This window comes from Pseudomonas sp. (assembly GCF_048265905.1).
Taxonomy (GTDB): Bacteria; Pseudomonadota; Gammaproteobacteria; order Pseudomonadales; family Pseudomonadaceae; genus Aquipseudomonas.
In genome coordinates, this window is sequence record NZ_JBLXAP010000007.1 from 73,370 (window position 1) to 98,682 (window position 25,313).

Genomic DNA, 25,313 nt, shown 5'->3' on the forward strand with positions numbered 1-25,313 from the left:
ATAATCGCTGCCTTGCGTGACGGAGATGAACATGAGCGCGATTATTATCAAAACCCCTGCCCTAACCCTTAAAGCGGGGTCACGAGCCATTGCGCGTATTCGCGAACGCGGCCTGCAACCAGCAGATATAGGAACTTTGCCGGGCGCAGCTGGCGGCCCGAAGGCGCTGGGGATTCAGGGGCTTGATCTTGCCTTGTTCGGTGAATGGCTACCCAAAGCACCACGGGAACGCTCGCTGATTGGCGCTTCGATTGGTTCCTGGCGCTTTGTCAGCGCTTGCCTGCCCGATGCCGCGCAAGGCATACGCCGCCTTGGAGAGCTGTATACCGCGCAGCGTTTTGCCAAGGGCGTGACCATGGCTGAAATCTCCCAGAGTTGCAGAGTCATGCTTGATGAGTTGCTCGAAGGCCAGGACGCAGCAGTGCTGAATAATCCTAATTACCGACTGAACATCGTCGTAGTGAAAAGTCACGGCTTGCTTGCGCATGATCATCGAGGCGTACTCGGCCTGGGTTTATCTTCGGTTATCGGTAATAACCTGTTGGCGCGGTCGCGACTGGCCCGCCATTTCGAGCGAGTCATTCTGCATGACGCCAGACTGGCTCCACCGCTGCATCCGCTGACCGACTTCCCTTCGCGCTATTTACCACTCGACACCCAAAATCTACGTCACGCGCTCTTAGCTTCCGGCTCAATTCCCATGGTGATGGAAGGCGTGCGTAATATTCCCGGAGCTGGCGACGGTACTTACCGCGATGGCGGTCTGCTTGACTACCACCTCGACCTGCCTTACAGCGGCGACGACATCGTCCTGTACCCACACTTCACCGATAAGATTATTCCCGGCTGGTTTGACAAGACCATGCCTTGGCGCCGCGGCGACAGCGGTCGATTACAGAATGTATTGCTGCTCGCGCCATCAAGCGAATATTTGGCCAAACTTCCGTACGGCAAGCTACCAGATCGAAAAGACTTCACCCGTTTTCTTGGCGACGATGCCGGGCGTGAACGTTACTGGCGCACAGCAATGCAGGAAAGCCAGCGTTTGGGCGATGAGTTTTTGCAGCTAACCGAAACCAGTCAATTGAACGATAGGTTGATCCCACTCTGATTCTCAAGACTATCTGATAAATCATTGATTCGACCTGATTCATACCTATATAAGCCGTGCGTTATTCGGCAATAAAAAGCGAAAAATCTCGCGTTTTATTGCCGTAGGTCAGTGCAAACACACTTTTAATGAAAAAATCCACCTTTTTTAGAACTGATATGTGACTTATAGGTCAACAACAGTCATCAACACTGTGAAGAGTCAATAAAGCCAAGCGCTTGCTGACTTTCACATTTTTGGGACTAACCAGGAGTCACTGACCCAATGGACGCACAATTGCGTTGCAATGAAGCACTATTAATTGTCGACCGCGCTTTCCAACCGTTTCAATGTGTCGCATGGTCGCCACAAAATGGCACTGACGAGCTGACGCTAACGGTCCTCGACCGTACCAGTACTCGCCTGCTAGGCCGCACCCAGCTGTCGAGCAGCATCTACACCAACCCTGAGCTACTGGCCAAGGTGATCACAGAATCTCGTGAAGAGTTGAGCCGCAAAGGTTTCGACCTCGCACCTTGGAGCATGCCAGCTTAATTTAGCGGCTGCTTCTCAGGTTACCGCTGCGCCGCTCAGTTTGTCGTTGAGCGCAGCGGGGCCTGAATATTTGGCAGACTCAGCACAAAGAGCTCTGCTAAATCGAATTTTTGGCAATATCTGTGGGATTCATGTCCTTGTTGCCACATCACCCTTGAGCGCACACTGCATCCATCGCTCACTGAGCCAATTTCGATTGGAAAGCCCCATGGATGCGCTTAAGACCATTGCCTGCCTTATTTACCCTGATTTTATGAGCCTCGATGCAATCGGCCCATTGCAGGTGTTCGCCTCAGCTAACGTCGAGCGCCAGCGTCAGGGTTTGCCGGACTACTACCAAACTTTATTGCTCGCTGAGCAAGCTGGCCCGGTTGCCTCCTCCGCCGGGATTCAGGTGATTGCGCAACGGACGCTCAGTGAAATTCAAGCGGATCAAATCGACACCCTGCTCATTCCCGGCGGCATTGGTGAGCGCGTGCAAATCAATAATCAACCATTGCTGGCTTGGTTGCGGGCTAGTGAGCCACACATCCGCAGACTGGGCTCCGTGTGCTCTGGAGCGCTGATTCTGGCTGCCACTGGCTTACTCGATGGTCGCCGTGCGACCACGCATTGGGCAGATATCGACACGCTACGCCGCACCCACCCAAACGTCGAAGTTCTGGGCGATCAACTGCACACCTACGACGCACGCGACACGCAAGGTAACGCCCATGTATTTACCTGCGCAGGCGTCACCGCAGGAATTGACCTGGCGCTGGCCTTGATCGAAGCCGATTTGGGCCGGGTTATGGCGCTTTCAGTTGCACGCCGACTGGTCATGTTTTTGCGCCGTCCAGGTGGTCAAGCACAGTTCAGCGCCCTACTCAGTCCCGAGCCAAGCCGCACACCTCGATTAGCCGCGTTGCTCGACTGGATTCCGACCCAAATCGGTGAAGACTTGACCCTTGAGGTCTTGGCCGCGCAAGCCTGCATGACGCCACGAACCCTGTCGCGGGTGTTTATCCAAGAGCTGGGCGTTGGCCCCGGCAAATACGTCGAGAAAGTCCGCCTAGAGGCCGCGCGCAACCTGTTGCAAGACGCACAGGCTTCGATCAGTACCGTGTCCAGGCTCACAGGATTTGGCCATCCGGAAAACCTGCGACGTACATTCCAGAAGCATTTGTCGGTAAGCCCGCAGGAATACACGCAGCGCTTTACCTGACTTGCTTATCTTAGCCGCGTTCAGCGTCGGCTAATTGCCCCTAGATCCACAATCATGCTTCACAGCCGTGAGGTAAGGACTTTCTATGCTCGAATTACGCCCAAACTGCGAACGTTGTGACCGTGAGTTGCCTGGCGACAGCGACGCTGCATTTATTTGCTCGTATGAATGTACGTTTTGCCGAGACTGCGCCACTGAGCATTTACAGCTTAAATGCCCCAACTGCTCGGGTGAACTAGTGCCACGCCCGCGCCGGGCAATTGCAAAGCTGCTTGAGTCACCACAAACCTCTGCACAGCAGGCTTGTCCGAGCCCAGAACAAGCACGTGGAGTTCACTGACATGGCATTGATCACGCAGCCAACCATTGCTCGTTTATTCATTTGTCAGGCCTTGTATTGGTGCTGCTCAATGATTGGCATCACCTTGACCGCTTTAACTGGCCTGCAACTGGCCTGCAACTGGCGCCATTGAACATTCTCGCGACCTTGCCCTTGGCATTGCTGGTGCTGGGTAATTTGTTGGCTGTGCAACCACTGTCGCTATACATGCAAAGCAACGGCAGGCGTGCGGGACTGCTTCTTGGCGCCGCTTGCGGTGTATTAGGCGGCTTGATCAGTGCTCTGGGTGTCTGGCTCGGTGACTTCAACATCTTGTGCATAGGCGCGCTGCCCATCGGCGCCTATCAAGCATCGGCCATGTATTACCGCTTTGCCGCGCTGGAGGCGGTGCCTGAGTCGGCAAAAGGTCGCGCCAGCGCCTATGTAGTCGGCGGCGGCGTGGTTGCCGCGCTAATTGCGCCGACGCTAGCACTTTGGTCAAAAAACGCCTTGGACACACCTTTCACCGGTGCTTATTTGATGATGGCAGCGTTGGCCCTTATCGCAGCTGGCGTACTCAGCAAGCTACCTCAAGGGGCGGTGCCGATAGCGAGTACCGGCGGTTGGTCGGCCATGCGTGAACTATTACGCAGACCCGTGGTGCGCGCCGCCATTGCCACGACTGCAATTGGTCACGGTTTGATGATTCTGGTGATGAATGCCACTCCACTGGCTATGCGTGACTGCGGCATATCCATCGAAACCAGCGCGCTGGTCATGCAGTGGCACATGCTTGGCATGTTCCTGCCTGCGTTTGTCGCTGGGCGTCTGGTCGATACGCTGAGTAGTCGGCGAGTTGCGGTCATTGGCAGCGGCGTACTCTTGGTCAGCGCAGCCATTGCCATGAGCGGTATCACTCGCGACCAGTTTTTAATCAGTTCGTTCTTGCTCGGCCTAGGCTGGAACTTGATGCTAATTGCTGGAACCACCCTGCTCGCCCAAGGACATACACCGGCTGAACGGGGTCATGCGCAAGGCTTGATGGAACTGGGCAATGGCTCGGTGGCAGCCAGTGCTTCATTTGCCTCAGGTGCATTGATCAGCACAATTGGCTGGAATGCCGTCAATATCAGCATTCTGCCGCTGATCGTCATCGTACTGCTGATGCTAATCCCAAGTCGGCGCACACAACTGGCGTAAGCGGTTAAACACAAATAAAAAAGGCGCCATTGAGGCGCCTTTGATCACTACAGCTGCAGCTTAGTAGTAAGCATTTTCCTTGTTGCTGTGATCGGTCACATCGCGAACACCTTTAAGCTCTGGAATACGCTCAAGCAGGGTTTTCTCGATGCCTTCCTTAAGCGTCAGGTCAGCCTGACCACAGCCTTGGCAGCCGCCGCCAAATTGCAGAACGGCAATGCCTTCATCAACCACATCGATCAAGCTGACTTGCCCGCCATGGCTGGCCAAACCCGGATTGATCTCGGTTTGCAGATAGTAATTGATACGCTCGTTGATCGGGCTGTCTTCATTAACCATCGGCACCTTGGCGTTAGGTGCTTTGATCGTCAGCTGGCCGCCCATGCGGTCAGTCGCGTAATCAACCACTGCATCGTCAAGAAACGGTTCACTGACTGCGTCAATCCATGCAGTAAAGCTGGCCAAGCCGAGCGCTGTGTCTTCAGGCTTCTGCTCACCCGGCTTGCAATAAGCAATGCAGGTTTCAGCATACTGGGTACCCGGTTGGGTAATAAATACGCGAATGCCGATGCCCGCTGTGTTCTGCTTGCTCAGCAAATCAGCTAGATAATCGTGGGCAGCGTCGGTAATAGTGATAGTGCTCATGGCAACTCCTCGCAAACATAAGTGCAGTGTACGACAACAGCGCCCATTTGATAAAGCCCGAGTATTTTTGTCGGATTAAATCTTCCTGTAACAACACAGTGTCTCATCCGTCCAGTATCTATCACCATGCAGGCTTAGCGGAGACACCGATCGATGAAAAAATCATGGAAAGTTCTGCCCGCCGCAATGCTTTTAGCTAGCGCTGTCGCTCACGGCTCGGCACTTACCTTTACCAGCAAAGAACAACCCACCAGCGTGCTGGAACTCTATACATCTCAAGGTTGCAGCTCTTGCCCGCCGGCTGAAAAATGGCTGTCATCGCTCACTCAGTCACCTGACTTATGGAAGCAAGTCATTCCTCTTGCATTTCATGTCGACTATTGGGATTACCTGGGCTGGCAAGACCCTTTTGCCAATCAAAGCTATAGCGCACGGCAACGTGCCTATGCCCGGACTGGTGGCACCAGTTCGGTATATACACCTGGCTTTGTCGTAGCCGGTCATGAATGGCGTGGCTGGTTTCAAAATCAACCATTGCGCTTGCCTGAAAAGCAAAAGGCCGTTGGCACGCTACAGTTGAGCCTCAACAATAATGACGTCGAGATAGAGTTTGAGCCTCAACAAGCACCGCCAAAGGGGCTTACCCTGTATCTCGCCCGCCTCGGCTTTGGCATAGATACTCAGATAACCAAGGGCGAGAACGCAGGCAAAACCATCAAGCACGACTTTGTGGTCCTGAGCCTGCAACAGGTTAGTGCAACCAGCGACAACCACTGGCGTACCAAGCTGCATAAAGATCCGCGCGGTGAACGCCAGGCCGTGGTTGCCTGGCTTGGTGCACCGGGCGATCCTGCGCCTTATCAAGCGGTTGGCGGCTGGATTAGCCAATAACCCTCGCAATCAGCGCACAGAAACACTGTGCGCTGATTCTTGTTCAGCAGCGGCTAAAGGTTTTTGTAGCGATTCATATCCAATACGCCCGCTTGCACCGGATCTGTCTCCTCGATGTAGCGCGTCAGATCATGAAAGTAGCGCCAGAAGTCCGGATGAGTCCGGCGAATCCCCCAACGATCAACCACCTTCTCGAATGCCTCTGCGTTCTTGGTTTGCTCAAGTGCGCTGACAAACGCTGGCATCTCTTGCGCCGGGACATTGAAGATAAAATTCGGGTAGCTGCTCATTACCCCAGGATAAACAGTCAAGGTGTCGAGTCCGGGTTCATAGCGCAGCCCTTCACCCGCAATAAAGGCAACGTTACTGTGCATTCGGTTTCGTAGCAGGCTGTATATGTTGCGCTTGCCGTTGGCGGCCTCAACCCGAAGCATTGTCGCTTCAGGCAATTGATGAATTACCTTGAGACCGGCTGCCGGCTTATTCACCAGACGGCTTAATGCTTGTTCAGCACTTTGCATCTGTGGCTCGGAATCCGCTTGGTAGCAATGACCGTCTGTGCAGCGATTTATGGGGTCAGGTGCGACATTCAAATCCCCTGAACGCATCAGCAACTGCTCGGCAAAATCATGCTTTGGCTGCTTGGGATCAAGTGAAAGCGCGGTTTTGGTGTCAGTGTCGATACCTTCGTAATAGTTGAGCCACAACTTCAGACGACCGCTGTTGCGGTACCAGTCCTTCAATATATCTTCGCGTGAATCCGCTGGCATCAAACGCAGGAAGTTCTGCTCAGCGCCATTGCGAATCAAATCAAAGTACAAGCGTGTTTGCGCCTGATGGGCGACGTTGCCAAACACATCAAAATTCACCACCAACTGGTAATAGGTTCGTTCCAGCAGCGGGTAATCCATCCACCAAATGGTTTGCGGAATGCCACCGATCAAGCCACGTCGTACGGTCGCGCTGTCAAATTGGCGGAAAATCGACAGCAAGGCTTGATCATTTCCAGACCAGATATTGGACCAACTGGGTAACGGCGCGTCCTCATAACGATCTCTGCGCAACTCTTCGTATTCATTACGCTTGTCGTGGTAATCGTCCCACATACCGACCAAGGTACCAATGTCATCAAACTGACCCGGCATCGCCAGCAAGGGGGTCGCCTCTGCGCGGTACTCTGGATCGGTGATGTACAGGTCGTGCTTGGGGTCCTGGAAAAACGTCCAGAAGTTATCGCGAATCACGTCTGTGGCAATTTGGCCACGGCAAACCGGGCCGCGAATAAAGGTCCGGACAAAGTACTCCGCGTCATCCAGCATAAATTGATAACGCGCTTCAGCCGGGATTGCCTTATAGGTTTCAAACGGATTAGCCCGGCGCTGCGCACCGTAGCCGGGTATGGCGTCAGCCGTCCATTGAGGGTCGAAGAACATTGACTTGATGTGCGCCATCTTCTTGCGACTCAACTCATAGGTGATATGTGTCTTGTGCACAATGACATCAGGCACCATTGCCAAGCGGTAATAAAATTCGATGCCTGGGTCTTCGTTAGGGCGACGCGTGGCGATCGGGTCAATCGGTTTTCCACTTGGAGTGCGTGAGCGCACTAATTGGAAGAAATGCCGGGTTTTACCGTCGTCAAAATATAAGTGCGCAAGGAATAAATGCTCATATAACCAACGCGAAACTAACTCCTCACGCGCACCATGTTGGTTAAAGAAACGTTCCCACTCTTGTACCTGCGTTATTTCAGCAGGCGTTGCGACCGGTACTGATTTATCGACCGGGGCACCATTGGCTAACCAACTCTGCAAGGTTTGGTAGTCTTCAGCAGTCAATCCGGTTACAGCGAAAGGCATGCCTGCAGACGGATTCTTGGCGGCGTACTTGTCGAACTCACCAGGCAAGCTGCACTGATTGGCTCGGTCGATACCGAGATCGAGTTTATCGGGCAGCTTGCTATTGGGGATGTAAGTGTTGTTCTCGTGCCCAAGTTTGAGCATGCGCGCCATTAATGCAGCCTGGCCACCTTGCTGATCGAGTACCGAGTTGAAGCCCTTGTTCCGCCACTCAGTCACGGTGTGAGCGTCAAGGAACAAGCGCGTAGGATTCTGGGCTTTTTTGCGCGCACCGTCATATACCGGAGATTGACTGGCACCACGCTCCGCCCCTTCACCACTTTCGAGCTTAAGCTGGCAAGGTGCGTCATAACAGGCGTGACAAGCTACGCAATTCTTAGTGAAGATCGGCTGAATATCTTTGCTGTAGGAAACTTGTTCTGCCGCAAGCAATGGGCTGACCAAGGCAAAACATGCCGAGATAATTGAACGATACTGCATTTCCACATCCTTATAGAGCTGTGCGCTGATTCTAGCTTCCGGGCTTTTGCGTGGCTATCGCCTTTCATCATGAATAAAATTCATGTTCATCCGCATGCGCTGCAAAAGCGTGCAGGTTTGCTATCATCGCGCCCTTCTGTATTCCGTAATTCTTAGGTATTTCTGTCCATGTCTTTGTCAGATCGTAGCGTCCGCACTCTCGCTCTTCAGCAAGCCCTCAAGGATCGCATTCTGATTCTCGACGGCGGTATGGGTACGATGATCCAAAGCTATAAACTGGAAGAAGAAGATTACCGCGGTGAACGCTTTGCCGACTGGCCGAGCGATGTCAAAGGCAACAACGATCTGTTGATCCTTAGCAGGCCTGACGTGATTGGCGCCATCGAGAAAGCCTATCTAGACGCCGGCGCCGATATTCTCGAAACCAACACCTTTAACGCCACTCGCGTGTCGCAAGCTGATTACGGCATGGAATCGCTAGCTTATGAGCTCAACGTTGAAGGCGCTCGCCTGGCGCGTCAGGTAGCCGATGCGAAGACCGCTGAGACCCCGGACCGACCTAGGTTTGTCGCGGGCGTACTCGGCCCAACCAGCCGCACGTGCTCGATATCGCCAGACGTCAACAACCCCGGCTATCGCAACGTCACTTTCGATGTATTGGTTGAAAACTATACAGAAGCGACACGCGGCCTGATTGAAGGCGGCAGCGACCTTATTTTGATCGAAACCATATTCGATACGCTCAACGCCAAAGCAGCAATTTTCGCTGTACAGCAAGTATTTGAAGACCTTGGCGTCGAATTGCCAATCATGATCTCTGGCACCATTACTGACGCCTCAGGCCGTACCTTGTCGGGCCAAACCACCGAAGCGTTCTGGAACTCGGTGCGACACGCCAAGCCAATTTCTGTAGGGCTAAACTGCGCGCTCGGTGCTAAAGATTTGCGCCCGTACCTGGAAGAGCTGTCGAACAAAGCAGAAACCCACGTTTCTGCGCACCCCAACGCTGGCCTGCCAAATGCCTTCGGGGAATACGACGAAACCCCAGCTGAAATGGCGGCAGTGGTTGAAGAGTTTGCCGCATCAGGCTTTTTAAATATCGTTGGCGGTTGCTGCGGCACCACCCCAGGCCACATTCAGGCGATTGCCGAAGCCGTGGCCAAGTATGCGCCCCGGGCACTGCCTGATATCCCTAAAGCCTGTCGCCTGTCGGGGCTTGAGCCATTTACCATCGATCGCAACTCGCTGTTCGTCAACGTTGGTGAGCGTACCAATATCACCGGATCAGCCAAATTCGCCCGGCTGATCCGTGAAGACAATTACACCGAAGCGCTCGAAGTCGCCCTGCAACAGGTCGAAGCAGGCGCTCAGGTGATCGATATCAACATGGACGAAGGCATGCTCGATTCGAAGCATGCCATGGTCACCTTCCTCAACCTGATTGCTGGCGAGCCGGATATCTCGCGCGTGCCGATCATGATCGACTCCTCCAAGTGGGAGGTAATCGAAGCCGGACTCAAGTGCATTCAGGGCAAGGGCATCGTTAACTCGATCTCGATGAAAGAAGGTGTTGAGCAGTTCAAGCACCACGCCAAGCTGTGCAAACGCTACGGCGCCGCCGTGGTGGTAATGGCCTTTGACGAAGACGGTCAGGCTGACACTCAAGCCCGCAAAGAAGAAATCTGCAAGCGCTCCTACGACATATTGGTCAATGAAGTTGGCTTTCCAGCGGAAGACATCATCTTCGACCCGAATATTTTCGCCATTGCCACCGGCATTGAAGAGCACAACAACTATGCAGTCGACTTTATCAATGCCTGCGCCTACATCCGCGACAATCTACCCTACGCGCTGACCTCTGGCGGGGTATCCAACGTTTCCTTCTCATTCCGTGGCAACAACCCGGTACGCGAGGCGATTCACTCGGTATTCCTCTATTACGCGATCAAAAATGGTTTGACCATGGGTATCGTTAACGCTGGTCAATTGGAGATTTACGACCAAATCCCAACTGAACTGCGCGACGCCGTGGAAGATGTAGTGCTCAATCGCACGGCCAATGGCACCGACGCCCTGCTTGCCCTGGCTGATAAATACAAAGGCGACGGCAGCGTTAAAGAAGCTGAAACCGAAGAGTGGCGCGGCTTCGCCGTGCAACAACGGCTTGAGCATGCACTGGTTAAAGGCATCACCGCGTTTATCGTTGAAGACACCGAAGAATTCCGCCAGCAGTGCGCGCGTCCGATCGAGGTGATCGAAGGCCCATTGATGAGCGGGATGAACATCGTTGGCGACCTGTTCGGCTCCGGCAAAATGTTTCTGCCTCAGGTGGTTAAGTCTGCGCGGGTGATGAAGCAAGCCGTGGCTCACTTGATTCCGTTCATCGAGGCTGAAAAAGGCGACAAACCAGAAGCCAAAGGTAAGATATTGATGGCCACGGTCAAGGGCGATGTTCATGACATCGGCAAGAACATTGTTGGCGTAGTGCTCGGCTGTAACGGCTATGACATCGTCGATCTTGGCGTGATGGTGCCAGCTGAGAAAATCCTGCAAACCGCTATCGCTGAAAAGTGCGACATTATCGGCTTGTCTGGCTTGATCACTCCATCGCTCGACGAAATGGTTCACGTCGCCCGTGAAATGCAGCGCCAAGGCTTTACCCTGCCGCTGATGATCGGCGGCGCAACCACATCCAAAGCGCACACCGCGGTGAAGATCGAACCCAAGTATCAAAACGACGCAGTGATCTACGTGACTGACGCCTCGCGCGCAGTAGGCGTCGCCACGCAACTGTTGTCGAAGGAACTCAAAGCAGACTTCGTTAAGCGCACCCGTGAAGATTACGCGGTAGTCCGTGAACGCACGGCCAACCGCAGCGCGCGCACCGAACGCTTGAGTTACAGCGATGCGATCAGCAAGAAGCCGCAATTTGACTGGGCCAGCTATCAACCAACCGTGCCGACCTTCACCGGCGTCAAGGTATTGGAAGATATCGACCTTGCGGTACTGGCCGAGTTTATCGACTGGACGCCGTTCTTCATCTCTTGGGATCTGGCGGGCAAATACCCACGCATTCTCACCGATGAAGTCGTCGGTGAAGCTGCAACCGCGCTGTTTGCCGATGCCCAGGAAATGCTCAAGAAACTGATTGATGAAAAGCTGATCAGTGCTCGCGCCGTATTGGGCTTCTGGCCAACCAATCAGGTCGATCACGATGACCTCGAGGTATACGGCGATGACGGCCAGCCACTGGCCAAACTGCATCACCTGCGCCAGCAGACCATCAAGCCCGATGGCAAACCAAACTTCTCGCTTGCCGACTTTGTCGCACCGAAAGACTCCGGCGTACAGGACTATATCGGCGGTTTTATCACCACCGCAGGCATAGGCGCAGAAGAAGTCGCCAAGGCCTATCAGGACAAAGGCGACGACTACAACTCGATCATGGTCAAAGCACTGGCTGATCGCCTTGCTGAAGCGTGCGCAGAGTGGCTGCACCAGCAAGTGCGTAAAAACTACTGGGGTTACGACCCAGAAGAGCAACTGAGCAATGATGAGTTGATCAAGGAAGCCTACAAAGGCATCCGCCCTGCTCCGGGTTATCCTGCATGCCCCGACCACACCGAGAAAGGCACCTTGTTCGACCTGCTTAACGATAATCAGCAGAGCGGCGTTTTTCTCACCGAGCACTACGCAATGTTCCCGGCTGCCTCAGTCAGCGGCTGGTATTTCGCTCATCCACAGGCGCAGTACTTTGCGGTCGGCAAGATTGATAAAGACCAAGTCGAGAGCTATACCGCCCGCAAACAGCAAGAACTGCGCACAACCGAGCGCTGGCTTGCGCCGAACTTGGGTTATGACGACTAAAATCATCAGGCCCAAAAAAGCCCGCATATGCGGGCTTTTTTCTTCCAACCGTCAGCCTTAGCTGAACTTGGACTCAGAACGGCGAACCAGCTTGATCGAATGCTTGAGCGTAGGTTTACGCGTCACGCTGATCGCCTTGCGCGAAACCGTGTCGATGGTGATATTCCAGAAGCCACTGCTCGGCACAGTGATGCGCACCGGAAATTTATCAAATGCACCGCCGTGATAGGTATGACGACCACCGTTTTTAAAACTGCGGAAATTCGCGTCGTTCATCAGACGGATATTGCAGGTTTGTGAGCACTCGATAACGACAAGATCGTCTTCATTGAGATGTTCACGCTGATGTATGAATTTCATCGACCGCTCCACGCAGCTATAAGCAAACCAATGGCTATTATATGTCGGGAATAGCCGTTTGCGTGCTTGATTAAAAATAAACTGTTGAGCCCAAGATCAGCCTGTTTGCGCTACAAGTCGCGTTAAAGCCTGCTGGCAACCGCTAAACTACAGGTTCACTTCGCACTCAAAGGCGCACGATTTGTCGCTAAATACTGTTTATCTTCTGTTGTTGATACTCTGCGTAGCCGCATTAATTGTGTTCTATTGCGTACTACGGCGCATCACTCAACGCGCTGAAGCGCTGCGCAACAAGGAACAGCAGCAAGCTGAAATCCTGCGCCAACTCCAAGCGGTTGCCGACAACAGTCAATTAACCGATAAACAGCTAGAGGCCAAGAAGCAAGACCTTGCTCATCGCCTGAAACAGCTCAAATAGTCGGTTAAGCACTCTGCAGACGCTGAAAATAAACAGTCATTGTCACTGGCTTGAATAGCCCAGCTACAAATGGGTTAATTGTCACCCATCCGGTTCACAGACTGCCAAATGCTGATTCGCCCACTAAAACCAGTTGATGCTCAGACCTATCGATCGCTGATGCTTGCCGCCTACAGCGCGCACCCTGATGTATTCACCTCGACAACACACGAGCGTGAACAAAAACCATTGGTTTGGTGGCAAGCTCGGCTTAGCGATGCACCACAACCCCATTCAGTGGTTCTGGGCGCGCACGACGACCAAGGCAAGCTTTGTGCGGTAGTTGGTGTCTCTTTCAAAAGCCAGGAAAAAACCCGACATAAAGCCACGCTGTTTGGCTTATACGTGGTTGAAGCTCATCGTGGTCAAGGCCTCGCTCGCAAATTAGTGGAGCAAGCCTTGCTGCTGGCCAGCAATCGCAGCGGTATCAAGCTGATGCAACTGACCGTCAGTGAAACTAATCCTGCGGCAATTGCCCTGTATCAAAGCTGTGGATTTAAGCAGTTTGGTATTGAGCCAATGGCCATAGCCTTCAACAGCCATTATCTCAGCAAAATACACATGAGCTGTGTGATTGGTTGAGTCTCGATCAGTCGCGCAATCAGCCTAGCGCCGTATCGAGAAACATCATCAGCGCAAAACCACCCATCAGGCCCATAGTGGCGCTGGTTTGATGGCCATTGCGGTGCGTTTCAGGGATGATTTCATGAGATACCACAAACAACATGGCGCCTGCTGCCAGGCTCAGACTTAGCGGATAAGCCAAGGCATAGCCGCTTGAAATACCCACGCCAATCAATGCGCCAATGGGTTCCATCAAGCCGGTTGCGATTGCGATCAGTGCCGCTGGGAGCGTCGACAGTCCAGTGGTGCGCAGCGCCAGGGCGACAGCCAGGCCCTCGGGTATGTCTTGAATCGAAATAGCGCTGGCCAAGGGTATGCCAACGCTGAAATCGCCACCCGCAAAACCAACCCCCATGGCCATGCCTTCCGGCAAATTGTGCAATGTGATGGCAAAGATAAATAACCAGACCCGATTGATTCGCTCGGAGTTAGGCCCGCAAGGCCCGGTGCTTTCATGCTCATGTGGGGTCAAACGGTCTAACCCAAGCATCAACACCGTGCCTAAACCTAGCCCCAGAACAACGGTCGCAGCTGAGAACATGCTACTACCGGTTATCTCTTTTGCAGCATCCAGCCCCGGTAAAATCAGCGAGAAGGAGCTCGCGGCAAGCATCATTCCAGCCGCAAAACCAAGCATGCAATCCTGTGTACGGCTACTGATCTGCTTAAGTGCTACCGCTAATACCGCGCCCAATGCAGTCGCCAGAAAACCTGCGCTACCTGCATAAAAAGCATAGCGTAGACGCTCAGCGTGCTCGCCATCTGAGGTGTTGACCACGGTTGAGATCAACAGATAGATAATCGCCAACAATGCGCCAAAAAAACCAGCCGTAATCCAAGGGTTGGCCTGAGCCTGGGCGACCCAGGCAGCGCGGAAGTTTGCGTAGTCGGCTTGCGTCGTGTGCATAGCGATCAGTACCGAAAAATTGGATGACTACTATCCATGGGCAAATCTGTCGATACAAGCCCAAAGCGCTTATTGCGTTGATAGTGCGAATGCATTGCTGGATGCTTCATTACAGTGCTGTGCTTGTAGTCATATATTGGACAGCAAACCAAGAAAACTACGCGGCATTTGCACGCCATAGCCTTGGACAAAATCCACGCCTATTTCGATCAACAGCTGTCGAGTAGCTTGGTCCTCAACGTACTCAGCAACCGTAACTCGACCCAATTCGTGGGCGACCTCATTGATCGACCGAACCATTGCCAGGTCGCTCTGCGAATGAGTGATCTCACGTACAAAGCTGCCATCAATCTTGACGATATCGACAGGCAAGCGTTTGAGGTAATCGAACGACGAAAAACCAACCCCAAAATCATCAAGCGCGAACGAACATCCAAGCTGTTGTAGCTGACGGATTAGATCAGCAACCCGTGCCAGGTTGGCCACAGCTGCAGTTTCGGTAATTTCAAAACAAATGCGTCGCGGTTCAATCGCGTAGCGTGTGAAAAGTCCCTCAATAAAACCCAGCAGCCTCTCATCATTTAAACTACTGCCCGATAAATTGATCGAGATTGATGAGCAGTGATCCCACAGGTCGGGAGCTTTTTCGAGCTGACTAAATGCGCGGATGAGCACCCAGCGATCGACCTTGCCCATGCGGTTATAACGCTCGGCAGCGGCAATGAAATCATGTAGCGGTAATTCGTTCTCCATCACCAGCAACAGCTCGTAATGTGGAACTTCAAGTGAGTTAAGCTCAGCCCTGGCAATTTGCTGAACACGCAATGAGATATCTTCACGCTTGATGATGTCGTCGACCCGAGCGGCGATCGCCGATAGCCTTACGCGCTCATCATATTCAGAAACGCTAAAGCGATGAACTTGGTTGCGGCCCGACTCCTTCGCCAGGTTGCACGCCGTGTACAAATGGCTAAATACGCTAGCCAGATCATCACTTTCAACGCGTTGCGCGACACCAATACTCAGGGTTATAGCATGGCTTTGATCCTGCCAATTAAACGTTTGCCCCGCTATCGAAACACCTAGCGTTTCAGCTAATGCACAGGCGTCAGCCTCATCACACTCGGGAATCATCGCGGCAAACTCGCCACCACCTAAACGGGCGCACGATCCTTCATTGGGCAATATTTGTTGAAGCGCCAGTGCAACATGTTTAAGGCAGGCATCACCCGCCATTACACCTGCATGGCTATTGAGCACACTGAACTGATCAATCTGTGCAATAAAATATGCAGTGTTACCTGTGCACGACAGACTTTTCACGACCAGCCCTTCAAAGCTTTGACGGTTGAGAAGCCCGGTTAGCTCGTCATGGCTTCGTGCATGAGCAATTTCTCGATACAAGCGGCCCACAAGATCTTGCAGCGTGCGCTGGATGACGCCTTTATTACGGCTACCACTTTGTTCGATCTGAAGCTGTCCTTTAGCGACACGCTCACTCAGCTCAACGCTGGTCAGGTCGCTCACCTGAGCGCCTTTGTTATCGACCAGTAAATAGCGGTCTTTATTTACACTGCGCCAAATTAACTGCAGTGCGTGGCCATCTGCATCTTGCAGCCAGTCCCCTTCCTCAAGGCTCTCAAGGCAATCTTGCAACTCAGAGGAAACCGGAGAACTCGGTACATGCGGCGCACATAACTCCCCCAACTCAACAACCTGCCCCGACACTATCTGCTCGCGCAGCTTCTCCAGAATCAGCTTGCTGCCCGCATTAGCGATGCCAAACTCATCCAGTTGCCAGCAAATGGTCGACACCAGATGATCGACATCCCGCTCGCGTGCGAGCCTTTCATCCGGGCTGCATCTTGACGTTGCTGAGAGCAGATAATCTGCCAGCCTGCGAATAAGATCCAAGTCCGTCAGCCACGAATTATTGTCGCTGCCTGCGCGTATCCGTTTATGTACTAGCAAGTCACGCCAGCCCATTTCTAACCACTCAAGCAACAACTTTGGTGGATGCGAACCAAGTGCTTCACTCAACCGTTGATCAACATCACGCCTGGCCTCAAACAAGGTTTCTTGGCCACGGTAGATTTGTACAACCCGTTCGACACGCCGCCGGTAAGTGCGCTGCTGAAGCTCAATTAGCTCTTCAAGCGCTGTATTTAACCTCGAGAATGAATGGCTATTTCCTTGGTAATTAGCCACCAAACGGTCAATTAAAGTATCTACACGCGCTTCTAATGACTTGTTGGGCGGCGCACACGCACCTGCAAGCTGCAACAAGCGATCAAGGGTGCCGCGTACTGGATGGTTTTCATCTGAGAGCGCCCCGGACTCTCTAAGCGTGGCGTCCAGCACGGGCAGCATAAGCTTCTGCAATGCGGGTTTTAGCGTCTCGATCATTACCGGCTCTTGTTGCAATGACTGAAACACGCCACTGACCAAATGCGTGTCTTCACGCTGACGTTCGTTTAAGTAAAAACCGCTACTTTCAAGATGCTGCAACAGGCTGCTTGCCGTCCAACCATGAGCTGGAGGCTGGCAGTGCAAGATGCTTTTAAGAACCTCGCACTGAATAGTGCTCAGTGTTACCTCTGGGTTGGGCTGCCCACTGACCTCATAAACAACGTCACGTTCTTGATTTATCGCAAAAGTCGATGAAGGCGAAAGAGGCGAGATCTGCTGCTGAGCAAACTCAGCTGAGAGCGCCTTGAAATAAGCAGCCAATGACTGCGGCAGAACCGCACACATCTGAGCTAGAAACACATTCCGAACCGGTTCCGGCCGAGCTCCCAGATTGAAACCCTTCAGCCAGCTATGCAGCAAATAGTCGAGCGAAAATGGATTCTCCGCATTCGCAATGTGCTGCCCAATCATCTGACTAAAACAGCCACACAGATTCAGCTCATGCTCGGCCAACGCTTCACGAACAGTACGCACAACCGTGTCCACCAACAGTTGGGCTTCAAACTTTGAATATTCAACCAGTGCCAGCTCTTCATGGCCTGTCTGTACCTGCTGCCCAAAACTGGGCGTTAACGACAGGCCACGTTGAATAGTCTTCACGCACTCACGGACCAACTTTGGACCGTGAAGATCACAAAAATTGATGGCCTCGTCGAAGGCCTGCGCGTCTTGATTGGAGAATGCTTTCAGCGCACTGTTTTTTAACTCCAGCACTAGAACGCTAAGTGATTGAGCGAGTGCTTTGGGCAATTGGATTTGGACGATCGAACTCAATGCGTCAATCAACGCGGGTGGTGAGGTGCGTGATATCAAGCGCATGCCTCCTGCATGACGTTGCTTCCCTGCCGAGACGACCGAGCGCCCTATACCGGGCTATCGGTCTTGCTCACTGCTTGTTAAACACTCTAACTCAAACTCTGACGCATGCCGATGGTGTAAGGTTTACCTCTCACTCCATAGCCAAGATTAAGGAACTCAAATGAGTGAATACACAGCTAAAGTTATGTGGCAGCGCGGCACTCAAAGTTTCTTGAATAATCGCTACAGCCGAGCCCACAGTTGGCTGTTTGACGGCGGCGTACAGGTGCCTGCATCCTCTTCACCGCACGTTGTACCACTGCCCTATTCTGACCCCGCTGCAGTCGATCCAGAGGAAGCGTTTGTCGCCTCACTATCAAGCTGCCACATGCTTTGGTTTTTAGGTCTTGCGGCCAAACAGGGTTTTGAGGTCGATGAGTATGTGGACAACCCAGTTGGGCTGATGGCTAAGAATGCTCAAGGCCGAATAGCCATGACACGGGTGACGCTGTTCCCACAAGTAACCTTTGCAGCTGACAAAAGCCCAACCCACGAACAACTCACCGAATTGCACCACAAGGCCCATGATCAATGCTTTATTGCCAACTCGGTATTGACCACAGTTGACTGCCAGCCCGTGTTCGCTGCCAGCTAAGCAATACAGCTGTCGGCTTAAGGGCAATAGCGCAAGCCAGCTGCGCTTGGCTTTACCAATAAACAGCTAAACTCAGTGAAGAACCACACTCATGAGCAAGGAACCATTTATGGGTGACAATCAAGATGATAAGCCGCTAACCACCTGGGAAATGCTGCACAGCGTTTTAGCCGCTGCATTTGGCGTGCAAAGCGGCAAGAACCGAAGCCGCGATTTCAGTCGTGGCAAGCCCCGCCAATTTATAATATTGGGTGTGCTATTCACCGTGTGTTTCGTTTTGCTGATCGCAGGTGTCGTACAACTGGTGCTGTACTTCTCAGGCATTTGACTAAGAACTCGCCGCCGCCCCAGATACTGACAGTGCAACATCAGTGCTGGATAATCCGCATGAACGGCGCATAAAAATAAGCCGCACAAAAGCGCGGCTTATTGATCTGAACTAGCGTTGACTTGCTTTACTGATGGCTCACCCAGTACACAGCGGTCGCCACAGCAATAATGATCAAGACAAAAATTGCCTTGGCGTCGATAGCACTGTCGGCCGAATCCGGCTCGATTTGATCATTCATGAGCACCCCCGCAGTTATTATGATTATGCCTGATTCGCCCTTGAGTAAAGACCAGGTATGCGATTTGCTCAAGCACTGCGGTTATGCATCTTCAGCGGCTTAGAGCTTTAAGTTCTTTCCATATATTGAAACATCACTTTTGCGTATAACCCTGAACTGGTATCTTCCAACGCCTCCGTCGGAGTGCGCGGCCGTGCGCGCAGTTTTGCTGTAAATAGCTATTTATGCTTTTCGCTAAATGCGTTTGACCGATTGACTGTCACCTTAAATTACCGACAGCAAATCATGAATAGAAGCTATGCAGCCTGATAACAGGACCCGTCATGTACGTTTACGACCAGTACGATCAAACCATCATTGAGGACCGCGTTAAGCAGTTCCGTGATCAAACAACCCGTTATTTGGCTGGCGAACTGAGCGAGGCTGAATTCCGCCCGCTGCGCCTGCAAAACGGTCTGTATATCCAGCGCTATGCGCCAATGCTACGTATCGCAGTACCTTATGGCCTGCTCTCTTCAAAGCAAGTCCGTAAGCTGGCAACCATTGCCCGTGATTACGACAAAGGCTATGCGCACATCAGCACTCGTCAGAACGTACAGTTCAACTGGTGCGAGCTGGAAGATATCCCAGAGATACTTGCTGAGCTGTCAACCGTGCAAATGCACGCGATCCAAACCAGCGGCAACTGTATCCGCAATACCACCACCGACCAATTTGCTGGTGTTGCCAAAGACGAATTGATCGACCCCCGCCCATGGTGCGAAATCATTCGTCAGTGGTCGACATTCCACCCGGAATTCGCCCATCTGCCGCGTAAATTCAAAATTGCTGTGAACGGTGCCGTTAGCGACCGAGCAGCGATTGAAGTGCACGACATTGGCCTTGAAGCGGTCAACAATGAGGCTGGCGAACTGGGCTTTCGCGTATCGGTTGGTGGCGGCTTGGGCCGCACGCCTATTGTCGGCAGCTTCATCAACGAATTTCTGCCGTGGCAGCACTTGATCAGTTATCTGGACGCCATCTTGCGCGTTTATAACCGCTACGGCCGTCGTGACAATAAGTATAAAGCTCGGATCAAGATTCTGGTTAAAGCACTGACGCCTGAAGTCTTTGCTGAACGGGTCAACGCCGAGTGGGCTCACCTCAAGGATGGTCCAACCACCCTGACCGACGCTGAAGTCCAGCGTGTCGCCGCACACTTTATCGACCCTGCCTACAAAGTCCTGCAAGACCAAGAGGCTGAGCTGGCCGCACTTGATGCTGAGCACCCAGGCTTTGCCCGCTGGCGTCAGCGCAATACCTTTGCCCACAAGAAGCCAGGTTATGTAGCGGTTACGCTGTCACTCAAGCCAACCGCCGTTGCCCCTGGCGACTTGACTGACAAGCAGCTCGATGCTGTCGCTGACCTCGCCGATCGCTACAGCTTTGGCGAAGTGCGTAACAGCCATAACCAGAACATTATCCTGGCTGATATCGAACAAGCTCAACTCTTCACCCTTTGGGGCGAGCTGCGTGAGTACGGTTTTGCCACGCCGAACGTTGGTCTGCTGACAGACATCATCTGCTGCCCGGGCGGCGACTTCTGCTCGTTGGCCAACGCCAAGTCGATTCCGATCGCCGAAGCGATTCAGCGCAGCTTCGATAACCTCGATTACCTGTTCGACATTGGTGAAATCGACCTCAACATCTCAGGCTGCATGAACGCCTGCGGACACCACCACGTTGGCCATATCGGTATCCTCGGAGTCGATAAGAAAGGTGAAGAGTTCTATCAGATTTCACTCGGCGGCAGCTCTGGCCGCGACGCTAGCCTGGCGAAAATTCTTGGCCCAGCATTTGCCCAGGACGACGTCGCCAGCGTGATCGAGAAAATCATCAATGTTTACGTTGAGAAACGTGATGATGAAGAAAGCTTCCTCGACACCTTCCGCCGCGTCGGTATCGACCCGTTTAAGGAGCGCGTATATGCAGCGAATAATTAAGAACGGCCAAATTATCGACGAAACCTGGCACCTGCTGCCAAAAGACGCGACGCTCGAAGGCCTGTCCAATTGTGATGACTTGATCGTGCCGCTGGAGTTATGGGCTGATCACGCTCACGCGCTTAAAGCCCGCGACGGCGGTTTGGGTGTTTGGCTGGAAGCCGGTGAAGAGATCGAAGAGATTGCCGACCAACTGGACAATTTTCAGGTCATTGCCCTGAATTTCCCAGCCTTCACCGACGGCCGTCACTCATCGACGGCTTATATGCTGCGCACTCGTTATGGCTACAAAGGCGAAATTCGCGCAATCGGTGACGTACTGCGTGATCAGCTGTTTGCCTTGCAACGTTGCGGTTTTGATGCCTTCGCTCTGCGTGAAGACAAAGACCCGCAAGACGCATTGAAGGCCTTTGCTGAGTATTCAGAAGTTTACCAAGCGTCGAGTGACCAGCCATTGCCGCTGTTCCGCCGCCGCGCTTAAGCAGCCTCTGAACACGACTGCGCTAGACATTAAAATGCCCGACGCATCACTGCACCGGGCATTTTTTATTAGCGCAGGTTGCTATGGCTTCGGATCGACCTTTAACGCCTCATTGAGAAAGCGCGGAGCGATATAGCGCTCATAGTGCGCCTCGGAAAGTATAAAAAACTCGCGATCGATGGCATCGCGCAGCTCCGGCAACGACCAGTTGCGAAACTCTGGCAACAGCGCCATACCGTAAGCTTCAAGCTGGATAATCACCCGCGCGCCTCTGGCGATCAACTGATAAGCCCAGCAATAGGGTGATTGATTCGGCACAAAGCGAATTTGCCGCTGCGTCAACTGCTCACGCAAGCGCTGCGCATCGAACACTTCAACCTTGCCTTCCATTACCTGCACCAGCAATACCTCAAGGCGTTGCCATACAGCTTGCTTAGCCTCCTCGTCATAACCGTTCCAAGCGATCACCTCATGGTGAAAGCGCTTGCAACCACGACATACAAGGTCGCCATAAACCGTGGAACACAGGCCAACACAGGGCGTTTTAATCGGCTGACTGGACATAGCAAAAACAACATTCACATAACTAACAGGCGGGCATATTAGCCCTTTGTCTAGGTCAGTTCACCCAAGAAAAATTGTGTGTATCGATGTTCACCTGAAAGAGTCGTTTCAGACAAAACATGACAAAACTGCCATTTACCCTACTCTCAAGCCACTTAAAGCAGCATATGCAGAGTTTTTAAGCCGCTTTTGACTATTTTTTGTGCAAACACGCGCAATCAAGGCTTTGACTTAACTTTACCCGCGCTTTCCAGTAGAATCGTCGGGCCTTTTATAGGCGCCAAAGTCCGTTGGAAGCTGTTTTCAAAGCGTCACGAGCACAGTTAATCCCGCAGGTACGATGTTGGCACCCCTACTTGGGTCAATCCAAGTATTGGTGCCAGCCCTCATCTATCTCGTCCTGCTGGCGTAAAACTTTGAAAGCAGCTTCTGGAAGAAATCCCTGAAACCTTGGCTGATTGGCCCATAAAGCCTTTACAGCGCTTGGTTCGGTGCTTTCTGGATATGCGTCCCGGACAGAAATTTGGGACCACTGATGAGGGTAATAACTGTGCTTGAAGCCTATCGCAAACACGTAGCAGAGCGTGCCGCTCAGGGTATCGTGCCCCAGCCGCTGAACGCCGAACAAACCGCAGGTCTGGTTGAACTGCTGAAAAACCCGCCTGCTGGCGAAGAAGAATTCCTCGTTGACCTGATCACCAATCGCGTACCACCAGGTGTGGACGAAGCAGCCTATGTTAAGGCTGGTTTCCTATCTGCTGTCGCCAAAGGTGAAGCCGCTTCTCCTTTGATCGACAAGAAGCGCGCTGTTGAACTGCTTGGCACCATGCAAGGCGGTTACAACATTGCCACCATGGTTGAACTGCTCGAAGACGCCACACTGGGTACCGTTGCTGCAGAGCAACTGAAGCACACCCTGCTGATGTTCGATGCTTTCCACGACGTGGCTGAAAAAGCTAAAGCTGGCAACGCCAATGCTAAAGCTGTGCTGCAATCCTGGGCTGACGGCGAATGGTTTACCAAGCGCGCGCCAATCGCTGAGAAATACAGCCTGAGCGTGTTCAAGGTCACTGGCGAAACCAACACTGACGACCTGTCACCAGCTCCAGATGCATGGTCGCGCCCAGATATCCCGCTGCACGCCTTGGCCATGTTGAAAATGGCTCGCGACGGCATCGTACCTGAGCAACAGGGCGTCACTGGCCCACTGAAGCAAATCGAAGAAATCCGCGCTGCGGGCTTCCCAGTTGCCTATGTAGGCGACGTTGTGGGTACGGGCTCATCGCGTAAATCCGCGACCAACTCGGTGCTCTGGTTCTTTGGCGATGACATTCCTTACGTGCCGAACAAGCGCGCTGGCGGTTTCTGCTTCGGTAACAAAATTGCGCCAATCTTCTACAACACCATGGAAGATGCCGGTGCCCTGCCTATCGAATTTGATGTTACCAACATCGCCATGGGCGACGTCATCGACGTTTACCCATACGCCGGTAAAGTGTGCAAGCACGGTACTGACGACGTCATCACCACCTTTGAACTGAAAACCCCAGTACTGCTCGACGAAGTTCGTGCAGGCGGTCGTATTCCGTTGATCGTTGGCCGTGGCCTGACTGACAAGGCGCGCGCTGAATTGGGTCTTGGCCCAGCTGATCTGTTCAAAAAACCTGAGCAGCCAGCAGACAGCGACAAAGGCTTCACCCTGGCGCAGAAAATGGTGGGTAAGGCTTGCGGCGTAGAAGGTGTGCGTCCTGGCACCTATTGCGAACCGAAGATGACCACCGTAGGCTCTCAAGACACCACGGGGCCAATGACCCGTGATGAGCTGAAAGACCTTGCGTGCCTGGGTTTCTCCGCTGACTTGGTTCTGCAGTCGTTCTGCCACACTGCGGCTTACCCTAAGCCGATCGATGTGACCACTCACCACACCCTGCCTGACTTCATCCGCACCCGCGGTGGCGTCTCGCTGCGTCCAGGTGACGGCATCATCCACAGCTGGCTGAACCGCATGCTGCTGCCAGACACCGTTGGTACTGGTGGCGACTCACACACCCGCTTCCCAATGGGTATCTCGTTCCCAGCCGGTTCGGGCCTGGTTGCCTTCGCAGCCGCCACTGGTGTTATGCCACTGGACATGCCTGAATCCATTCTGGTTCGCTTCAAGGGCAAAATGCAGCCTGGCATCACCCTGCGTGACCTGGTACATGCGATCCCTTACTACGCGATCCAGAAAGGTCTGCTGACTGTTGAGAAGAAAGGCAAGATCAACGCCTTCTCCGGCCGTATCCTTGAGATCGAAGGTCTCGATGAGCTGACCGTTGAACAAGCGTTCGAACTGTCTGACGCCTCGGCAGAGCGTTCCGCTGCTGGTTGCACCATCAAGATGCCGGAAAAGGCAATTGCCGAATACCTGCAGTCGAACATCACCCTGCTGCGCTGGATGATCAGCGAAGGCTACGGTGATGCACGCACCATGGAACGTCGCGCGCAAGCGATGGAAGCATGGCTGGCCAACCCAGAACTGATGAGCGCTGATGCTGACGCGGAATATGCTGAAGTCATCGAAATCGATTTGTCAGAGCTGAAAGAGCCAGTTCTCTGCGCACCAAACGACCCAGACGATGCTCGCCTGCTGTCGAGCGTTCAGGGTGAGAAGATCGACGAAGTGTTTATCGGCTCGTGCATGACCAACATTGGTCACTTCCGCGCTGCTGGTAAGCTGCTGGATAAAGTCAAAGGTGGCATCCCTACTCGTCTGTGGCTGTCGCCGCCGACCAAGATGGACGCCCACCAACTGACTGAAGAAGGCTACTACGGCATCTTCGGCAAGGCTGGCGCACGCATGGAAATGCCGGGCTGCTCGCTGTGCATGGGTAACCAGGCGCGTGTAGAAGCCAATTCCACCGTGGTATCGACCTCGACGCGTAACTTCCCGAACCGTTTGGGCGATGGCGCTAACGTGTACCTGGCCTCTGCCGAACTGGCTGCGGTCGCTGCAATCACCGGCAAACTGCCGACGGTTGAAGAGTACATGGGCTACGCGAAAGATATCGACAGCATGGCTGCTGATGTTTACCGCTACCTCAGCTTCGACCAGATCGCTGAGTTCCGCGAAGCCGCTGCGAACGCCAATATCCCGGTCGTTCAAGCTTAAGCGTTAGCTGCATTGAAAGAGCCCCGCCTAGTGCGGGGCTTTTTTTGCCCAGAATTTAGCGACAAGCGCGAGACCACTGGCACATGGATTGCTAGGAACATATCAAGTACAGACATAGCAAGCAGCTCCAATTAGGGAGCTCGCTTATCGACAATGGCGTCGTCTCGGTACTGCCAAGCGCAGAGA

19 protein-coding genes and 1 pseudogene are annotated in these 25,313 nt (G+C 53.1%); 14 read left to right on the top strand and 6 right to left on the bottom strand.

The features are described 5' to 3' along the window. Positions 1-31: 31 nt before the first annotated feature. From ACN0UH_RS11580 to ACN0UH_RS11600, 5 genes and pseudogenes are all read left to right on the top strand, one after another. Positions 32-1,111 carry a patatin-like phospholipase family protein gene (locus ACN0UH_RS11580; protein ID WP_417662181.1) on the top strand — a complete coding sequence of 360 codons (1,080 nt, stop codon included), beginning with the start codon at positions 32-34 and terminating at the stop codon, positions 1,109-1,111. Between the two features lie 264 nt (positions 1,112-1,375). Then, positions 1,376-1,645 carry a hypothetical protein gene (locus tag ACN0UH_RS11585; RefSeq protein WP_417662182.1) on the top strand — a complete coding sequence of 90 codons (270 nt, stop codon included), beginning with the start codon at positions 1,376-1,378 and terminating at the stop codon, positions 1,643-1,645. A 208-nt stretch (positions 1,646-1,853) separates the two neighbouring features. Continuing rightward, positions 1,854-2,849 (top strand): GlxA family transcriptional regulator, encoded by a 996-nt coding sequence (locus ACN0UH_RS11590; RefSeq protein WP_417662183.1) that lies wholly within the window; start codon positions 1,854-1,856, stop codon positions 2,847-2,849. An 85-nt stretch (positions 2,850-2,934) separates the two neighbouring features. Then, positions 2,935-3,189 (top strand): DUF1272 domain-containing protein, encoded by a 255-nt coding sequence (locus ACN0UH_RS11595; RefSeq protein ID WP_417662184.1) that lies wholly within the window; start codon positions 2,935-2,937, stop codon positions 3,187-3,189. A 1-nt stretch (position 3,190) separates the two neighbouring features. Continuing rightward, positions 3,191-4,368, top strand: a pseudogene (locus ACN0UH_RS11600) (MFS transporter). A 60-nt stretch (positions 4,369-4,428) separates the two neighbouring features. On the opposite strand, the gene nfuA reads toward ACN0UH_RS11600, so the two are convergent. Then, a complete protein-coding gene (gene nfuA / locus ACN0UH_RS11605; protein WP_087516767.1) occupies positions 4,429-5,013 on the bottom strand; it encodes a Fe-S biogenesis protein NfuA in 585 nt (194 codons plus the stop codon). Positions 5,014-5,166: 153 nt separating this feature from the next. On the opposite strand from nfuA, the gene ACN0UH_RS11610 reads away from it, so the two are divergent. After that, positions 5,167-5,904, top strand: coding sequence for a DUF1223 domain-containing protein (locus tag ACN0UH_RS11610; protein ID WP_417662185.1), 738 nt, complete (start codon positions 5,167-5,169; stop codon positions 5,902-5,904). A 53-nt stretch (positions 5,905-5,957) separates the two neighbouring features. On the opposite strand, the gene ACN0UH_RS11615 is transcribed toward ACN0UH_RS11610, so the two are convergent. Further along, complete coding sequence (locus ACN0UH_RS11615) at positions 5,958-8,243, bottom strand: fatty acid cis/trans isomerase (protein WP_417662186.1); 2,286 nt, start codon at positions 8,241-8,243, stop codon at positions 5,958-5,960. 162 nt (positions 8,244-8,405) lie between these two features. Here ACN0UH_RS11615 and metH point away from each other — a divergent pair, with 162 nt between their 5' ends. After that, positions 8,406-12,110 carry a methionine synthase gene (gene metH, locus ACN0UH_RS11620; RefSeq protein ID WP_417662295.1) on the top strand — a complete coding sequence of 1,235 codons (3,705 nt, stop codon included), beginning with the start codon at positions 8,406-8,408 and terminating at the stop codon, positions 12,108-12,110. A gap of 57 nt (positions 12,111-12,167) precedes the next feature. On the opposite strand, the gene ACN0UH_RS11625 is transcribed toward metH, so the two are convergent. Continuing rightward, positions 12,168-12,470 carry a DUF1883 domain-containing protein gene (locus ACN0UH_RS11625; protein ID WP_087516764.1) on the bottom strand — a complete coding sequence of 101 codons (303 nt, stop codon included), beginning with the start codon at positions 12,468-12,470 and terminating at the stop codon, positions 12,168-12,170. 181 nt (positions 12,471-12,651) lie between these two features. On the opposite strand from ACN0UH_RS11625, the gene ACN0UH_RS11630 reads away from it, so the two are divergent. Together ACN0UH_RS11630 and ACN0UH_RS11635 are read left to right on the top strand one after the other, a co-directional pair. Further along, entirely contained in the window at positions 12,652-12,888 is a 237-nt protein-coding gene (locus ACN0UH_RS11630; RefSeq protein ID WP_417662187.1) for a hypothetical protein, read from the top strand. A 108-nt stretch (positions 12,889-12,996) separates the two neighbouring features. Next, complete coding sequence (locus tag ACN0UH_RS11635; RefSeq protein ID WP_417662188.1) at positions 12,997-13,509, top strand: GNAT family N-acetyltransferase; 513 nt, start codon at positions 12,997-12,999, stop codon at positions 13,507-13,509. A gap of 19 nt (positions 13,510-13,528) precedes the next feature. Here ACN0UH_RS11635 and ACN0UH_RS11640 read toward each other — a convergent pair whose 3' ends face one another. Together ACN0UH_RS11640 and ACN0UH_RS11645 are read right to left on the bottom strand one after the other, a co-directional pair. Continuing rightward, positions 13,529-14,458, bottom strand: a complete 930-nt coding sequence (locus tag ACN0UH_RS11640) for a ZIP family metal transporter (protein WP_417662189.1) — start codon at positions 14,456-14,458, stop codon at positions 13,529-13,531. A 129-nt stretch (positions 14,459-14,587) separates the two neighbouring features. Continuing rightward, positions 14,588-17,746: a DUF1631 family protein gene (locus tag ACN0UH_RS11645; RefSeq protein ID WP_417662190.1), complete on the bottom strand. Its 3,159-nt coding sequence runs from the start codon at positions 17,744-17,746 to the stop codon at positions 14,588-14,590. Between the two features lie 160 nt (positions 17,747-17,906). Here ACN0UH_RS11645 and ACN0UH_RS11650 point away from each other — a divergent pair, with 160 nt between their 5' ends. The 4 genes from ACN0UH_RS11650 to ACN0UH_RS11665 all read left to right on the top strand — a co-directional run bounded on the left by ACN0UH_RS11650 (position 17,907) and on the right by ACN0UH_RS11665 (position 21,412). Then, the gene (locus ACN0UH_RS11650; protein ID WP_417662191.1) at positions 17,907-18,380 is read left to right on the top strand and encodes an OsmC family protein; all 474 of its coding nucleotides are present in this window, start codon (positions 17,907-17,909) and stop codon (positions 18,378-18,380) included. Positions 18,381-18,489: 109 nt separating this feature from the next. Continuing rightward, on the top strand, positions 18,490-18,708 hold the full coding sequence (locus ACN0UH_RS11655; protein WP_417662192.1) for a DUF2970 domain-containing protein: 219 nt from the start codon (positions 18,490-18,492) through the stop codon (positions 18,706-18,708). 564 nt (positions 18,709-19,272) lie between these two features. Beyond that, positions 19,273-20,931 carry a nitrite/sulfite reductase gene (locus ACN0UH_RS11660; protein ID WP_417662193.1) on the top strand — a complete coding sequence of 553 codons (1,659 nt, stop codon included), beginning with the start codon at positions 19,273-19,275 and terminating at the stop codon, positions 20,929-20,931. After that, positions 20,915-21,412 (top strand): DUF934 domain-containing protein, encoded by a 498-nt coding sequence (locus ACN0UH_RS11665; protein ID WP_087516756.1) that lies wholly within the window; start codon positions 20,915-20,917, stop codon positions 21,410-21,412. Before ACN0UH_RS11660 ends, ACN0UH_RS11665 begins: the two co-directional genes overlap by 17 nt. Positions 21,413-21,493: 81 nt before the next feature. On the opposite strand, the gene ACN0UH_RS11670 is transcribed toward ACN0UH_RS11665, so the two are convergent. Continuing rightward, entirely contained in the window at positions 21,494-21,976 is a 483-nt protein-coding gene (locus ACN0UH_RS11670) for a DUF1289 domain-containing protein (protein WP_417662194.1), read from the bottom strand. Positions 21,977-22,526: 550 nt separating this feature from the next. Between ACN0UH_RS11670 and acnB the strand changes: the two genes are divergently transcribed. Then, the gene (gene acnB, locus ACN0UH_RS11675; protein ID WP_417662296.1) at positions 22,527-25,127 is read left to right on the top strand and encodes a bifunctional aconitate hydratase 2/2-methylisocitrate dehydratase; all 2,601 of its coding nucleotides are present in this window, start codon (positions 22,527-22,529) and stop codon (positions 25,125-25,127) included. Positions 25,128-25,313: the final 186 nt, after the last annotated feature.